Below are 14,339 nucleotides of genomic sequence, written 5' to 3' on the forward strand. Positions count from 1 at the left end.
GGGCAACGGCGCCTGAATTGAGGCGCCGCACTCTGCCGTTTTCTTGACCCCAGCCAATTCGGGGTGACCGCGACAGGGCTATGCTTGGCCCTTCTGCAGCAGCAATCACAGGTCCTACAGCATGCGTGGAGTCGACTCCGACAGCCCTCAGGCGGATGCCATCGCCGCGATTTTCATGCGCCACCCTCTGTGGGAGGATGCCCTGGCCCTGCTGATGGGCACCATGATGGTCGCGCTGGGTATCGCCTTGTATGGCCATGCGGGGCTGCTGACCGGCGGTACCGTGGGTATCGCCTTCCTGCTCAAGTACCTGCTCGGCTGGTCATTCGGCTGGTCGTTCTTCCTGATCAACCTGCCGTTTTATGTCCTGGCCATCTGGCAGATGGGCTGGCAGTTTACCTTGCGCACCTTCTGCGCGGTCGGCCTGGTGTCGCTGCTGGCCGAACTGACCCCGCAGTGGATCGGCTTCGCCCAGCTCAATGTCGTCTATGCAGCCTTGTTCGGTGGGTTCGCCATGGGCCTGGGGCTGTTGATGTTGTTCCGTCACCGCGCCAGCCTGGGTGGGGTGAATATCCTCGCGCTGTTCTTGCAGGAGCGCTTCGGCCTGCGCGCCGGCAAGATCCAGATGGCCATCGACGTGACTATCGTGCTGGCGGCGGTGTTCATCGTGCCGCTGGACAAGGTCGCCCTGTCGATCCTCGGCGCGGTGGCGCTGAACATGGTGCTGGCGATCAATCACCGCGCCGGGCGTTACATGGGCGTGAGTTAGGGCCTGAAAACAAAAGCCCGGCACTAGGCCGGGCTTCTGGGTGTGCGTAACGACTTACGGCACCAGTTTGTCCAGCAGCGCCTTGTCGCGTACCGCGCCCTTGTCGGCGCTGGTGGCGAGCAGGGCGTAGGCCTTGAGCGCGGTGGTCACCTTGCGCGGACGCACTTCGACCGGCTTCCAGCCCTTCTGGTCCTGCTCCACCCGGCGTGCAGCCAGCTCGTCATCGCTGACCAGCAGGTTGATCGAGCGCTCGTGGATGTTGATCAGGATCTTGTCACCCTGGCGCACCAGGCCGATGGCACCGCCGGCGGCGGCTTCCGGCGAGGCGTGGCCGATCGACAGACCCGAGGTGCCGCCGGAGAAGCGCCCGTCGGTGAGCAGGGCGCAGTCCTTGCCCAGGCCCTTGGACTTCAGGTACGAGGTCGGGTAGAGCATTTCCTGCATGCCCGGGCCACCTTTCGGGCCCTCGTAGCGGATGATGACGATATCGCCGGCCTGCACTTCGTCGTTGAGGATGCCGCGCACCGCGCTGTCCTGGCTTTCGAAGATCTTCGCGCTGCCTTCGAACACCAGAATCGACTCGTCGACCCCGGCGGTCTTCACCACGCAGCCGTCGACGGCGATGTTGCCGTAGAGCACCGCGAGGCCGCCTTCCTGGGAATACGCATGCTCGACGCTGCGGATGCAGCCGTTCTCGCGGTCGTCGTCGACCGTGTCCCAGCGGGTGCTCTGGCTGAACGCGGTCTGCGTCGGGATGCCGGCTGGACCTGCGCGGAAGAAGGTGTGCACGGCTTCATCGTCAGTCTGGGTAATGTCCCATTTGGCGATGGCCTCGGCCATGGTGGCGCTGTGTACGGTCGGCAGGTCGGTGTGCAGCAGACCGCCGCGAGCCAGTGAACCGAGGATGCTGAAGATGCCGCCGGCGCGGTGCACGTCTTCCATGTGGTACTTCTGGATGTTCGGCGCGACTTTGCACAGCTGCGGTACTTTGCGCGACAGGCGGTCAATATCGCGCAGGTCGAAATCGACTTCGCCTTCCTGGGCGGCAGCCAGCAGGTGGAGGATGGTATTGGTCGAGCCACCCATGGCGATGTCCAGGGTCATGGCGTTTTCGAACGCCTTGAAGTTGGCGACGTTGCGCGGCAGCACCGAGTCGTCGTTGTCCTGGTAATAGCGCTTGCACAGTTCCACTGCGGTCCGTCCGGCCTGCAGGAACAGCTGTTCGCGGTCGCTGTGGGTGGCCAGGGTGGAACCGTTGCCCGGCAGCGCCAGACCCAAGGCTTCCATCAGGCAGTTCATCGAGTTGGCCGTGAACATGCCGGAGCAGCTGCCGCAGGTCGGGCAGGCGCTGCGCTCGTATTCGGCGACCTTCTCGTCGCTGGCCGAGTCGTCGGCGGCGATCACCATGGCATCGACCAGGTCCAGGCCGTGGCTGGCCAGTTTGGTCTTGCCGGCTTCCATCGGCCCGCCGGAGACGAAGATCACCGGGATATTCAGGCGCAGCGAGGCCAGCAGCATGCCGGGGGTGATCTTGTCGCAGTTGCTGATGCAGACGATGGCATCGGCGCAGTGGGCGTTGACCATGTACTCGACCGAGTCGGCGATGATCTCGCGGCTCGGCAGCGAATAGAGCATGCCGTCGTGGCCCATGGCGATGCCGTCGTCCACGGCGATGGTGTTGAATTCCTTGGCCACGCCGCCGGCGCGTTCGATCTCGCGGGCGACCAGTTGGCCCATGTCCTTCAGGTGCACGTGGCCGGGCACGAACTGGGTGAAGGAGTTGGCGATGGCGATGATCGGCTTCTTGAAGTCCTCGTCCTTCATCCCGGTAGCACGCCAGAGGGCGCGGGCGCCGGCCATGTTGCGGCCGTGGGTGGAGGTTTTCGAGCGGTAATCAGGCATGGCGATAAGTCCTGCAAAGGCTAGTCAGGTCATGAGCTCAACGGCAGTCGCTTGGGCACGGACACCGTGCGGGCAGCGGGCTGTAGATGTGTCTGTGACGCGTATGTTGAGCCGGCTTCAGGCCCAAGGCAAACGGAAGTGACCATTTGCCGGGCTGGGGCGGAGGCTGGCGCGGGGTCGGCGCCGGCTCGGCTGGGCTCAAGAATCCGCCTGGGGTGGGCAGGAGAAGGGTGATTCTAAGCCCAGGCGGTGTGGCGGCGAAAGCACGAAGCGCTTAGTTGATCAACTCGACGCCCCGCAGACGCTCGGCGCGGCGGCGCAACAGCTCGATGGTTACCAGCAGGGCGATGGATACCAGGATCAGCAGGGTGGCGATGGCCAGGATGCTCGGGTTGATCTGCTCGCGCAGGCCCGAGAACATTTGCCGGGGAATGGTGCGTTGCTGCGGCCCGGCCATGAACAGGATGACCACCACTTCGTCGAACGAGGTGATGAAGGCGAACAGCGCCCCGCTGATCACCCCAGGGCGGATCAGCGGCATGATGATGTCGAAAAACACCCGCAACGGCCTGGCGCCGAGATTGATCGCGGCGCGCGCCAGGGAGTAGTCGAAACCGGTCAGGGTGGCGGTCACGGTGATGATCACGAAGGGCGTGCCCAGCGCCGCGTGGGCCAGGATCACGCCCAGATAGGTGCCGGCCAGACCCAGGTCGGAATAGAAGAAGAACATCCCGGCAGCCGTGATGATCAGGGGCACGATCATCGGCGACAGCAGCAGGGCGGTGATGAGACGCCGATAGGGCATGTCGTCTCGGGCCAGGCCAACGGCGGCGCAGGTGCCGAATACGGTGGCGAGTACGGTGGCGCAGGTGCCGATCAGGAAGCTGTTCTGGATCGCCAGGATCCATTTCGGATCATTGAAGATTTCCCGGTACCAGCGTAGCGAATAGGCTTCCGGCTGCAGGGTGAGCATGCCTTCGGTAAAACTGAAGAACGGCTCGACATTGAATGACAGCGGAATGATCACCACGATCGGCATGATCAGGAACAACAGCACCAGCCAGGAGCTGGTTTTCAAGAGCCAGGCGCCGAGGTGGTGCCAGAAGCCGAAGTAGCTGGGGATTTTCATCGTCTGCTTATCCCAGTTTGATATTGCTGGCGCCGACGAAACGGTCGTACAGCCAGTACAGCACGAGAATCAGGCCGAGCAGCAAGGAGCCCAGCGCGGCGGCCAGTTCCCAGTTGTTCGAGCGCTGCATGTGGAAGGCGATGATGTTGCTGATCATCTGCCCATCGGTGCCGCCGACCAGTGCCGGGGTGATGTAGTAACCCACGGAAATGATGAACACCAGCAGCCCGCCAGCGCTCAGACCCGGCAAGGTCATCGGAAAGTAGATCCGGGCGAAGGCCGGAATCGGCTTGGCGCCGAGTGACATGGCCGCACGCAGGTAGCTGGGGTCGATGCCGCGCATCACGCTGTACAGCGGCAGGATCATGAACGGCAGGAGGATATGGGTCATGGCGATGATGGTGGCAAACGAGGTGTAGAGCATCTCGAACGGCTCATTGATCACGCCGCTGCCGAGCAAAAATGAATTGATCACGCCGTTGGTCTGCAGCAGGGCGATCCAGGCCGTAGTGCGCACCAGCAGGGAGGTCCAGAACGGCAGCAGCACCAGCACCAGCATCAGGTTGGCGCGGTTTTCCGGCAGGCCGGCCAGGTAGTAAGCCAGCGGGTAGCCGAGCAGGGCGCAGGCCAGGGTGATGATCAACGCCATGTTCAGGGTCTTGCCGAACAGCTGCAGGTAGATCTGCGTGTCTTCACGCACTTGGATGCCATGCTCCGGATCCAGCTCCAGGTCCAGGGCAGTCAGGTAATAGTCGTAGGTGTAGACCTTGCCCGCGCGTTGGATGGCATGCCAGACCTCGGGTTTGCTCCAGTTGCGGTGGGCCTGCAGCAGGGTCTTGGCACCCTCGCTCTCAAGCTGTTCGGGCTTGAGCCGGCCGATGCGTCGGGCGGTGGTTTTGACCACGCTGGACATGCCGGTGTAGGCGCGGTTGAACTCCTCGGACAGCTTGCCAGACAGACGCTCCTTGGCCAGGCCATGCAGCTCGCGGGCAAATATATTCAGGGTTGCTTCATCGGGTACTGCTTTGCCGTCCCAGCGTTGCAGCTCCGCCAGGGTCAGTGGGATCAGTTCGGCCACGGCCGGGTGATATGCGCTGCGCCAGAGCATGCTGCCGATGGGCGCAACGAAGGTCAGGAGAATGAAGGCCAGCAACGGCACCACGAAAAGAAAGGCAGTCAGGCGTTTCTTGCTGCGGGCGCTGGCGGCTTGGCCGGCTTCGGTGGTGGTAAGGGATGACAAGCGGCGACTCCTCGACGGCGCGATGGCAGTGCCCTTCTCTGTGGGAGAAGGGCACACGCAGGTATTACTTCAACAGCCACTCGTTGAATTTCTCGCCGAGCGACTCACCGTAATCCGCCCAGAACTCCGAGCCGGCCTGGATGCCTTGATCCAGGTGTGCGGTCGGCAGGTGCGGTGCAGCAGCCGGGTCCATCATCGGGGTGGACGACTTGCGGGTCGGGCCGTAGGCGACATCCGACATGCCGGCCAGTGGCTTGGATTGAGTGGCGTAGGCGATGAACTTGAGGGCCAGGTCTTTCTTCGGCGAACCTTTCAGTACGGCCCAGGCATCGAGGTCATAGACGTGGCCGTCCCAGACGATGACGAAGGGCTTGCCTTCCTGGCGGATGGCGTCATAGAAGCGACCATTGGCCGATTGCACCAGCACCGCCCCGCCATCGTTGAGTAGCTGGGGGGCCTGCGACCAGGAGTCGAACCAGACCACGTCGTCCTTGATCGTGGCCAGCTTGTCGAAGGCGCGTTGCTGGCCTTCGGGGGTCGCCAGCACCTCGTAGACCTCGGCTGGCGCTACGCCGTCGGCCAATAGCGCCCACTCCATGTTGACTTGCGGGCGTTTGCGCATGGCGCGTTTGCCGGGGATTTTTTTGGTGTCGAAGAAGTCATTGACCGACGTGGCCTCGGTGCCGCCGATGGTGTCCTTGTTGTAGGCGAACACGACCGACCAGACGATATTGCCGACTGCGCATTCGTTGGACAGGGCTTCAGGGATGAAGTCCTGCTCTGCGGGAGTGCCATCGACACCAGCCGGCAGGATGTCATGCGGAATGACCTCAAGCAGGCCTTCGGAGCAGGCGCGTTCGAGGTCGATTACTTCGAGGTCGACCACGTCCCACTGGATATTGCCGGACTCGACCTGGGCTTTCATCTCGGCCACGCCGCCTGAATAATCCTCGAACAGCACCTTGACCCCGGTGTCCTTCTGGAACGGGTCGATCATGTGGGTTTTCTGTGCCGCGCCATAGGCGCCGCCCCATGAGACTACGGTCAGACTTTCTTCGGCGCTGGCGGCGAAGGTGGCCGTGCCTAACGCTGCAGCCAAAGCGAATGTGGAAAAGCGGGTGGTCAGTGATCTAGCCATTGCTGTGCTCCATTGCTTTTAGTTGTGGGGTTATTGCGTAGTCGACGTGGCGGGTCGGTCGAGCGCCTGGCTGTCCTGGGGCAACCAGGCCAGAGCGACCTCATCCTTGTGGCTGAACTGCGGGGCCGAGCTGTCGTTCAGGTTCTTCACCACCAGTTCGGTGCCATCGCTGGTCTCGAAGTGGTAGCGAATGTATTCGCCGACATAGTGGCGGGTTACGAAGCGTGCCTTGATCTGGTTGCCGGCAGTGCCGAGGCGGTCGGTGAAGGAGAGTTTTTCCGGGCGAATCGAGACGGTGGTCGGCAGGCCGACTTCGCAACAGTTGGCCTTCAGGCTGCTGATCAGGCCGCCATCTTCCAGGCGCACGTCGACAGTGTCGTCGCCGACCGCCGCGATGGTGCCCTTGAGCTTGTTGCTTTCGCCGATGAAGTCGGCCACGAACAGGTTGGCCGGACGCTCGTACAGCACATGGGGCGCGGCACATTGCTGGACGATGCCGTTGTTGAACACGGCGATGCGGTCGGACATGGTCAGCGCTTCGGTCTGATCATGGGTGACGTAGATCACCGTGAAACCGAGTTGCTCATGCAGGCGCTTGATCTCGAACTGCATCTGTTCGCGCAGCTTCTTGTCGAGGGCGCCGAGCGGCTCGTCCATCAGGACGATATCCGGGGCGAAGATCAGGGCGCGAGCCAGGGCCACGCGCTGGCGCTGGCCGCCGGACAGTTGCCCGGGAAAGCGATTGCCGAAATCCAGCAGTTCGACCAGCGACAGGTACTCGTCGACCTTGGCATTGATTTCGTCTTTGGGCCTTTTGCGGATTTTCAGCGGGTAGGCGAGGTTCTCGCGCAGGGTCATGTGCGGAAACAGGGCGTACTGCTGGAACACCATGCCGATGTTGCGGGCGTAGGGTGCGATGCTGGTGACCGAGCGGCCGTTGATCAGGATCTCGCCGCTGGTCACGTCCTCGAAGCCGGCGAGCATCATCAGGCAGGTGGTCTTGCCGGAGCCGGAGGGGCCGAGCAGGGTGATGAATTCGCCCTTTGCCACATCCAGGTTGAAATCCTTGACCACCAGGGTCTTGTGGTCGTAAGTCTTCTTCACATTGGTGAATTGTAGAAACGGTTTGTCCCCAGCTTGCTCAGCCATAATCCTCCCCAGCTCCCCATCAAAACAGGTGTCTCGCGTGTGGCATTCACCTGAGCGCTTCAGCCAGCTGTCCCGTCCTGCGTGAGGGCGGGCAGCTGTTATGTAAATAACAAAAAGCAATAAGCGCGCCAGCCAGCAATAACCGTGCACGGCTTCGCTGTGGCTGTTCCTTAGCCTAGTTCAGCTTGGGTTTTGCGCTAGTGGGGGTGGGAGAAGTGGTAACAACAGGTGGGGAAGGGGGGCTACCAGCCGAAACGCACCGGGCTGGTGCGCGGTGCACGGGGGCTGTCGAGGTTGCGGTGCGGGCGCCGCGAAACGTCAACAGACTCCTGGTTCGCATCACCGCTCATTTGTCGTGGAGTCCCATGCGCCATTAGCCATCGGCTTGTAGGAGCCGGCCATGCCGGCGATTCGCACGCATGGTGTGCTCCTACATGGTTGCGACATTTGCACCCTGTCGCGACTCTAGCTGTTGGGCAGCAGGCGGCAGGTCAGCGACTTGATGTAGCGGGTCTCGGCGATGGCCGGGTGCACCGGATGATCGGGGCCCTGGGCGCCGCGTTCGAGCAGCTGGATGTTGCGATCCAGGTGGCGGGCGCTGGTCAGCAGGATGTTCTGCAGGTCGTCTTCCGGCAGGTGCATGGAGCAGGAGGCGCTGACCAGGATGCCGTCCTTGTTGAGCAGGCGCATGGCCGCTTCGTTGAGGCGACGGTAGGCGGCCTCGCCGTTCTTCAGGTCCTTCTTGCGCTTGATGAAGGCAGGTGGATCGGCGATCACCACGTCGAAGCGCTCTTCGGCGTTTTTCAGTTCCTTGAGGGCGGCGAACACGTCGCCCTCGATGCAGGCAACTTGTTCGGACAGGCCATTGAGGGCGGCGTTGCGCTCGACGCCATCGAGGGCGAAGGCCGAGGCGTCCACGCACATCACTTCAGAGGCGCCGAAGGCCGCCGCTTGCACGCCCCAGCCGCCGATATAGCTGAACAGGTCGAGCACCCGCTTGCCTTTGACGTAGGGTGCCAGGCGCGCACGGTTCATGCGGTGGTCGAAGAACCAGCCGGTCTTCTGCCCCTCGATCACCGGTGCTTCGAACTTCACCCCGTTCTCTTCCAGCGCCACCCATTCCGGCACCACACCGAAAACGGTGTCGACATAACGCTCGAGACCTTCGGCGTCACGGGCGGCGGAGTCGTTCTTGAGCAGGATGCCGCTCGGCTTGATCACCTGGATCAGGGCGGCGAGCACCTCATCCTTGTGCCGTTCCATGGTGGCGGAGGCCAGTTGCACCACCAGGATATCGAAGAAGCGATCCACCACCAGGCCCGGCAGCAGGTCGGAGTCGCCGAATACCAGGCGATAGCAGGGCTGGTCGAACAGGCGCTCGCGCAGGGACAGGGCGACGTTGATGCGGTGCACCAGCAGGGACTTGTCCAGTACATGCTTGACGTCGCGCGACAGCAGGCGGGCGCAGATCAGGTTGTTCGGGCTCAGCGCGACCACCCCCAGCGCCTTGCCGCCGGCGGCTTCGAGAATCGCCTGGTCGCCCGCGGCAAAGCCGTGCAACGGCGTGGCGGCGACATCGATTTCGTTGCTGTACACCCACAGATGGCCGGCCCGCAGGCGTCGATCGGCGTTGGCTTTGAGCCGCAAGCTGGGCAGGGACATGGGGTGTTCTCCGGAAAAAGAGCGCGATTATAGCTGGTTCGCCAAGCGCAGGCGCAGGTCGGACGGGCTTTCCATCGCATCGCAGAATATTTGCGGCTTGCTCGGGCAGGGGGCAATCCGGCTACACTCTGGCCTTCTGCCATTATTGTCGACTCGCCATGGCCCACGTCCTCTCAGCCGAACAGATCCACAAAGCCCTGCAAGGCATCAGCGTGCCGCCGCAGCCACAGATCATGGTCGACCTGCAGATGGAGCAGGTCATGCCCAATCCCGACCTGAAGGCCATTGCCAGGCTGATCAGCCAGGACCCCGGGTTGTCCGGGGCGTTGTTGAAGATCGTCAACTCGCCGTTCTTCGGCCTGACCAACCGCATCGCCTCGATCCAGCAGGCGGTCAACCTGCTCGGTTGCGACACGGTGATCAACCTGATCAATGCCCAGTCGATCAAGGGCGAACTCAGCGACGAGGCGATCGTCACCCTCAACCGCTTCTGGGATACCGCCCAGGACGTGGCCATGACCTGCCTGACCCTGGCCAAGCGGATTGGTTACCAGTCGCCGGATGAGGCCTACACGCTCGGGCTGTTCCATAACTGCGGCATTCCACTGATGGTCAAGCGCTTCCCCGGTTTCATGACGGTGCTGGAGGAGGCCTATTACAGCGCCGGCAGCGAGTTGCGGGTGGTCGACACCGAAAATCGCCTGCTCAACACCAATCATGCGGTGGTCGGCTATTTCACTGCCAAGTCGTGGAACCTGCCGCTGCACCTGTGCGAGGCCATCGCCAGTCATCACGATGCCCTGGCGATCTTCAGCGACGACTCCGGTCGCGATGCCCAGCTGAAGACTCTATTGGCGATTCTGAAGATGGCCGAGCACATCTGTGAAAGCCACCGGGTGCTGGGCGGCCAGGCCGAGGACCATGAGTGGCAGAGCATCGAGCAGCTGGTGCTGGAGTATGTCGGCCTGTCCGAGTCCGACTTCGAGTACCTGCGCGAGAGTATCCGCGAGCTGGGCGAGGCCTGATTCACCGCGGCCGACAAGGGGTCAGGAATTGCCCCGCGGCCGCGGCATGTTTGCGGGCCTGCTACTGCTGCTCGGCGGCGAGGATGGCGCTGGCCAATTGCATGTCGCTGGCCTGCAGGTCGGGATGCTCGGCACGTAATTGCTTGAGCGCCGCCTCCAGGTAAGGGCCGCGAATTTCCCCGCCGCTGGCGACATAGCTGCTGGCATCGTCACGCGCAGGCACGATCAGCTTCTTGTCCTTGAAGGTCAGGTAGGTCGAGGCGGTGGTCGCGCCGGACGAGAGGATGTCGCGCACCGTGCTGTCCGCGAATGTCGGCGCAGTGAAGACGAAGAGTGCGGCAAAGAGTAACGGACCAAAGCGGCTCATAGGGGTGACTCCGGTAGAGGACTCTTTTTATAAGAGTCCTGCTTGCCGCCAGGGGTTCCAGAGGCCTGCCGGTAAAGCCGCGCTCAGGAACCTGGTTGAAACCGACGCCGCTAGTCGCTGGCACCTGTTTGCAGGTAGTACTGCTGCAACCCCGCCAGCGTCAGGTGGCCGGTCTGGCTAAAGCCGTGGCGCAGGTACAGCGCCAGATTGCGTGGCTCGGCGGTTTCCAGGGCGACCCGCAGGCAACCGTGCTGGCGGAGATGCTCCAGGGTCTGGGACAGCAGCAAGCTGCCGATGCCGCGACCTTGCTGGTCGGGCGCCACGGCGATGAACTCGATGCGCGCGCTGTCGTGGTGGCGCAGCTGCTGGTCGAAGGCCTCCAGTAGCTGGTCGAGCCGGGCCAGGCAGTCGGTGCCGCACTGCTGGCGGATCGACTGGCCGATGGCCTGCACGCTGCTGGCGCTGGGCTGTGGGTTGGTCAGGCTGAAATACGTGGCGCCGACCAGCTGCTCGGCCTGCCAGGCGCCGAGGGTTGGCAGGCCGTTGGCGCGGTGAAAGCGTTGATACGCCGCCAGGTAGGCGCGGCGGCGTTGGGCAAACCCTGTACGTTCGGCGAACAGATACCAGCTCAGGCTGGGATCGCCGGCAAAGGCCCGGTCGAGCAGGTCGAGGGCTGCGTCATCCTGCGCCGTCGTGAGCGGCGCGAGGAGCAGTGGATTCACCCGCTGGCTTCGACTTTCAGCAGCACGCCGTCCTGGCCGATCACCTTGACCTTGCTGCCGGCCGGCAGATCCGGGCCGCTGACCAGCCACAGGGTGTCGCCGGCCTTGATCTTGCCGTGGCCAGCGTTGATGGCTTCATGCAGGACGAACTGGCGGCCCACCAGTTCACTGCCGCGGCGGTTCAGCCCCGGTTGATCGGAGGGTTTGGCGGCGGTGCGTTGGCGGCGCCACCAGTACACCGCGGTCAGCACCGAGAAGGCACCGAACAGGATGAACTGCAGGGCCCAGGGCAGCGCCGGGAACAGGTAGGTCAGCACGCCAACGCTGGCGGCGGCGATGCCGATCCACAGCAGGTAACCGCCCGCGCCGAACACCTCGAGGATCAGCAGCAGGGTGCCGATGGCCAGCCAGTTCCAATACGACAGGTGCTGCAAGTAGTCCCACATCGCTTAACCCTGTTTGTTGTCACCGAAGGTGGCTTTGACGATTTCACCGATACCGCTGACCGCGCCGATCACCTGGCTGGCTTCCAGCGGCATGAGGATCACCTTGCTGTTGTTGGCGCTGGCCAACTGGCCGAGGGCATCGATGTATTTCTGCGCGACGAAGTAGTTGATCGCCTGCACGTTACCGTCAGCGATGGCGACCGAGACCACCCGGGTGGCTTCGGCTTCGGCGCCGGCTGCGCGTTCGCGGGCCTCGGCTTCGAGGAAGGCCGCCTGGCGTTCACCCTCGGCCTCGAGGATCTGCGCCTGCTTCTTGCCTTCGGCGGTAAGAATGGCGGCGGCGCGCAGGCCTTCGGCCTCGAGAATCTGCGCGCGCTTGATCCGTTCGGCCTTCATCTGCCCGGACATGGCGGCCATCAGGTCGGCCGGCGGGCTGATGTCCTTGATCTCGATGCGGGTGATCTTGATGCCCCAAGGCGCGGTCGCCTCATCCACGGTACGCAACAGTTTCTCGTTGATCGCATCGCGCTGGCTGAGCATGGCATCGAGTTCCATGGAGCCGAGCACGGTGCGGATATTGGTCTGCAGCAGGTTGCGGATCGCATGGGTGAGGTTGTTCACCTCGTAGGCGGCCTGGGCGGCGTTGATCACCTGGAAGAAGCACACCGCATCGATCTGCACCGTGGCGTTGTCGGAGGTGATCACTTCCTGCGGCGGAATATCCAGCACGGTTTCCATGACGCTGAGCTTGTGACCGATGCGGTCCATCACCGGCACGATGATGTTCAGCCCCGGATTGAGGGTGTTGGTGTAGCGGCCGAAACGCTCGACCGTCCACTGGGAACCCTGGGGCACCACTTTGAAACCCATAAAGACCACGGCGACGGCCAGGCCGACGAAGAGAAAGATCACACTGCCGATTTCCATGAGGCGTATTTCCTTGTGCGGAGCTTGAAAGGTAGCGGCTGATTGTAAGCCTATTGGCTGGGTTTTTGCCCCGAGGCCGGGCAGGCTTATGCATCAGTATGTGTGGCGCTGCAGGGCGGCGAGCACGTTTTGATCGCGGGCATAGAGGTCGTTGCGCAAGATCAGTTCGCCGTCGGCATCGACCTCGGCGGTCCAGTAGGCGAGGACGATCGGCAGGCGCTCGCGCAGTGGGAACTCCCTGGTTTCACCGCTGGCCAGCAGGCGTGCGATCTCGGCGCAGTCATCGGCTGGCAACAGGGTGTCGAGCAGCTCCACGATACCTTCGATGCGCACGCAACCCGAACTGAAGGCGCGCGGCGATTTGCTGAACAGGTGCTGGCTGGGGGTGTCGTGCAGGTACACGGAGAACGGGTTGGCGAAGCGGATGACCAGTTGCCCCAGGGGATTTTTCGGGCCGGCATCCTGGCGCAGGATGATCCCCCCGGGGTGCTGCCAGTCAACCTTGGTCGGGTCGAGCGGGTTGCCATCGCGGTCGAGTACGCGCAACTGGTGACTTGCCAGGTAGCCAAGGTCACGGCGGATCTCCGGCAGTTTGTCCTCGCGCATGATGGTCGGCGGCACGGTCCAGGTTGGGTTGAGGGTCAGGCGGCTGACCAGCGATTTTAGCTGCGGGGTCTGGCGCTCCGGCCGACCGACCTGGGCGCGGCCCTGCCACAGCAGTTGATGGTCGCGGTAATAGCCGAGTTGGCCGCCGGCAATATTCACCAGCAAGGTTTGCGCCTCGATATCGCCGGCCAGCCAGCGCCAGCGCTCGAGGTTGACCCGCAGTTGCGCGAGGCGGGCGGCCGCGCTGGTATTCAGGGCGGTCAGGCTGTCCGGTCCGATCAAGCCGTCGGCCTGCAGGCCGTGGCGCGTCTGGAAGCGCTGCATGGCGGCCACCAGGGCCGCGTCATAGCGATCGCTGGCGACCGCTGGTCGTTCATCTATATAGCCTTCGGCGGCCAGGCGCTCGATCAGCAGAGGGACCCGCGCATCGCGCATGTCCGGGCGCAGCAGGCGACCACCGGGAATCGCCGGCCACTCGCTGAGTGGCAGGCGTCGCCGCTCGGCGTAGGCGCGGCGCAGTTGCTGGTACTGGAACAGGGTCGGGCGCGCCGTGGCAAAGGCTGCCGGCAGGTTGTCGAGGCCCTGCACGGCCAGGCTGAGCACGCTGTGGCGTGGTGTCGGGCTGTCGCTGCCTGGCGCGCGCCAGAAAGGTTCTAGCGATTCCTGCGCCACGCGCCCGCGTGACAGGTGTTGCAGGGCGAGCAGGTAGCTGTGGCTGATCAGCAGGTCGGCGCAGGCGCGTTGTTGAATACCCTTCGGCAGCGGGGTGCGCAGGCTGTCGAGCCGGTACTCGTTCGGGTTGAGGCCGTCATCGGCCAGTTGTTCCAGTTCATGCAGCAGCGCCGCACGTCGGCTAGGCTCTTGCCAGAGTGGGAGGAATGCCTCTTGTGCATAGAATTCGTGCAGCAAACTGGAACCCGCTGTCCCGGCGGCCGCGAGCGTCGCGGCACAGGCACTGGGGGACGCCGCGAAGCTCTGGCGGATTGCCTGGCTGGCGTTGTCATCGCTGCCGAAAGCCTGGATCGCGATCGCCAGCAGATAGCCGGCGGTCAGGTAATGTGCGGTTTTTTTGTACAATCGCGCGCTGAAGTTCATGATCGCCCGTTCCGTTCTTGCTCTACCAATCCGTTGAAAAAATATTGCGCCAGGCGTTTCAGCGTTGCTGAGGCGAGTCGAACAGCCTTGTCTTGCTGTCGCACGCTACATTTTTCAACGACCCGCTGTGCGGTCGATTGGGTTGTAGCAGTCGGTTTGTAT

General features: G+C 63.3%; 13 protein-coding genes. 2 read left to right on the plus strand and 11 right to left on the minus strand.

The window, feature by feature from the left end:
- Positions 1 to 121: 121 nt before the first annotated feature.
- Positions 122 to 769, plus strand: coding sequence for a YitT family protein (locus tag PH586_RS21175; RefSeq protein WP_271349780.1), 648 nt, complete (start codon positions 122 to 124; stop codon positions 767 to 769).
- Between the two features lie 54 nt (positions 770 to 823).
- On the opposite strand, the gene ilvD is transcribed toward PH586_RS21175, so the two are convergent.
- The 6 genes from ilvD to PH586_RS21205 all read right to left on the minus strand — a co-directional run bounded on the left by ilvD (position 824) and on the right by PH586_RS21205 (position 8,989).
- Entirely contained in the window at positions 824 to 2,671 is a 1,848-nt protein-coding gene (gene ilvD, locus PH586_RS21180; RefSeq protein ID WP_271349781.1) for a dihydroxy-acid dehydratase, read from the minus strand.
- Positions 2,672 to 2,945: 274 nt separating this feature from the next.
- Positions 2,946 to 3,800 (minus strand): ABC transporter permease, encoded by an 855-nt coding sequence (locus tag PH586_RS21185; protein WP_271349782.1) that lies wholly within the window; start codon positions 3,798 to 3,800, stop codon positions 2,946 to 2,948.
- Positions 3,801 to 3,807: 7 nt separating this feature from the next.
- Positions 3,808 to 5,040 carry an ABC transporter permease gene (locus PH586_RS21190; RefSeq protein ID WP_271349783.1) on the minus strand — a complete coding sequence of 411 codons (1,233 nt, stop codon included), beginning with the start codon at positions 5,038 to 5,040 and terminating at the stop codon, positions 3,808 to 3,810.
- A 64-nt stretch (positions 5,041 to 5,104) separates the two neighbouring features.
- On the minus strand, positions 5,105 to 6,178 hold the full coding sequence (locus PH586_RS21195; protein ID WP_271349784.1) for an ABC transporter substrate-binding protein: 1,074 nt from the start codon (positions 6,176 to 6,178) through the stop codon (positions 5,105 to 5,107).
- A gap of 30 nt (positions 6,179 to 6,208) precedes the next feature.
- Positions 6,209 to 7,327 carry an ABC transporter ATP-binding protein gene (locus PH586_RS21200; protein ID WP_271349785.1) on the minus strand — a complete coding sequence of 373 codons (1,119 nt, stop codon included), beginning with the start codon at positions 7,325 to 7,327 and terminating at the stop codon, positions 6,209 to 6,211.
- 465 nt (positions 7,328 to 7,792) lie between these two features.
- A complete protein-coding gene (locus PH586_RS21205) occupies positions 7,793 to 8,989 on the minus strand; it encodes a class I SAM-dependent rRNA methyltransferase (protein WP_271349786.1) in 1,197 nt (398 codons plus the stop codon).
- A 212-nt stretch (positions 8,990 to 9,201) separates the two neighbouring features.
- Here PH586_RS21205 and PH586_RS21210 point away from each other — a divergent pair, with 212 nt between their 5' ends.
- The gene (locus PH586_RS21210) at positions 9,202 to 10,014 is read left to right on the plus strand and encodes an HDOD domain-containing protein (protein WP_271349834.1); all 813 of its coding nucleotides are present in this window, start codon (positions 9,202 to 9,204) and stop codon (positions 10,012 to 10,014) included.
- 61 nt (positions 10,015 to 10,075) lie between these two features.
- Here the strand turns inward: PH586_RS21210 and PH586_RS21215 are convergent, their stop codons facing one another.
- From PH586_RS21215 to PH586_RS21235, 5 genes are all read right to left on the minus strand, one after another.
- Positions 10,076 to 10,381 (minus strand): DUF2388 domain-containing protein, encoded by a 306-nt coding sequence (locus tag PH586_RS21215; protein ID WP_271349787.1) that lies wholly within the window; start codon positions 10,379 to 10,381, stop codon positions 10,076 to 10,078.
- Positions 10,382 to 10,491: 110 nt separating this feature from the next.
- A complete protein-coding gene (locus PH586_RS21220; RefSeq protein ID WP_271349788.1) occupies positions 10,492 to 11,103 on the minus strand; it encodes a GNAT family N-acetyltransferase in 612 nt (203 codons plus the stop codon).
- The gene (locus PH586_RS21225; RefSeq protein WP_271349789.1) at positions 11,100 to 11,549 is read right to left on the minus strand and encodes an NfeD family protein; all 450 of its coding nucleotides are present in this window, start codon (positions 11,547 to 11,549) and stop codon (positions 11,100 to 11,102) included. The genes PH586_RS21220 and PH586_RS21225 overlap by 4 nt, the downstream gene beginning before the upstream one ends.
- Before the next feature lie 3 nt (positions 11,550 to 11,552).
- Positions 11,553 to 12,476 carry an SPFH domain-containing protein gene (locus PH586_RS21230; RefSeq protein ID WP_271349790.1) on the minus strand — a complete coding sequence of 308 codons (924 nt, stop codon included), beginning with the start codon at positions 12,474 to 12,476 and terminating at the stop codon, positions 11,553 to 11,555.
- 93 nt (positions 12,477 to 12,569) lie between these two features.
- On the minus strand, positions 12,570 to 14,177 hold the full coding sequence (locus PH586_RS21235; protein ID WP_271349791.1) for a L,D-transpeptidase family protein: 1,608 nt from the start codon (positions 14,175 to 14,177) through the stop codon (positions 12,570 to 12,572).
- Positions 14,178 to 14,339 lie beyond the last annotated feature (162 nt).

Origin of the sequence: Pseudomonas aestuarii (assembly GCF_027988105.1) — a bacterium.
Classification (GTDB): domain Bacteria; phylum Pseudomonadota; class Gammaproteobacteria; order Pseudomonadales; family Pseudomonadaceae; genus Aquipseudomonas; species Aquipseudomonas aestuarii.

Bases quoted from the DNA above. Each gene is read 5' to 3' on its own strand.
- PH586_RS21175 (WP_271349780.1), top strand. From the start codon at position 122: ATGCGTGGAGTCGACTCCGACAGCCCTCAGGCGGATGCCATCGCCGCG.
- ilvD (WP_271349781.1), bottom strand. From the start codon at position 2,671: ATGCCTGATTACCGCTCGAAAACCTCCACCCACGGCCGCAACATGGCC.
- PH586_RS21185 (WP_271349782.1), bottom strand. From the start codon at position 3,800: ATGAAAATCCCCAGCTACTTCGGCTTCTGGCACCACCTCGGCGCCTGG.
- PH586_RS21195 (WP_271349784.1), bottom strand. From the start codon at position 6,178: ATGGCTAGATCACTGACCACCCGCTTTTCCACATTCGCTTTGGCTGCA.
- PH586_RS21200 (WP_271349785.1), bottom strand. From the start codon at position 7,327: ATGGCTGAGCAAGCTGGGGACAAACCGTTTCTACAATTCACCAATGTG.
- PH586_RS21205 (WP_271349786.1), bottom strand. From the start codon at position 8,989: ATGTCCCTGCCCAGCTTGCGGCTCAAAGCCAACGCCGATCGACGCCTG.
- PH586_RS21215 (WP_271349787.1), bottom strand. From the start codon at position 10,381: ATGAGCCGCTTTGGTCCGTTACTCTTTGCCGCACTCTTCGTCTTCACT.
- PH586_RS21225 (WP_271349789.1), bottom strand. From the start codon at position 11,549: ATGTGGGACTACTTGCAGCACCTGTCGTATTGGAACTGGCTGGCCATC.
- PH586_RS21230 (WP_271349790.1), bottom strand. From the start codon at position 12,476: ATGGAAATCGGCAGTGTGATCTTTCTCTTCGTCGGCCTGGCCGTCGCC.
- PH586_RS21235 (WP_271349791.1), bottom strand. From the start codon at position 14,177: ATGAACTTCAGCGCGCGATTGTACAAAAAAACCGCACATTACCTGACC.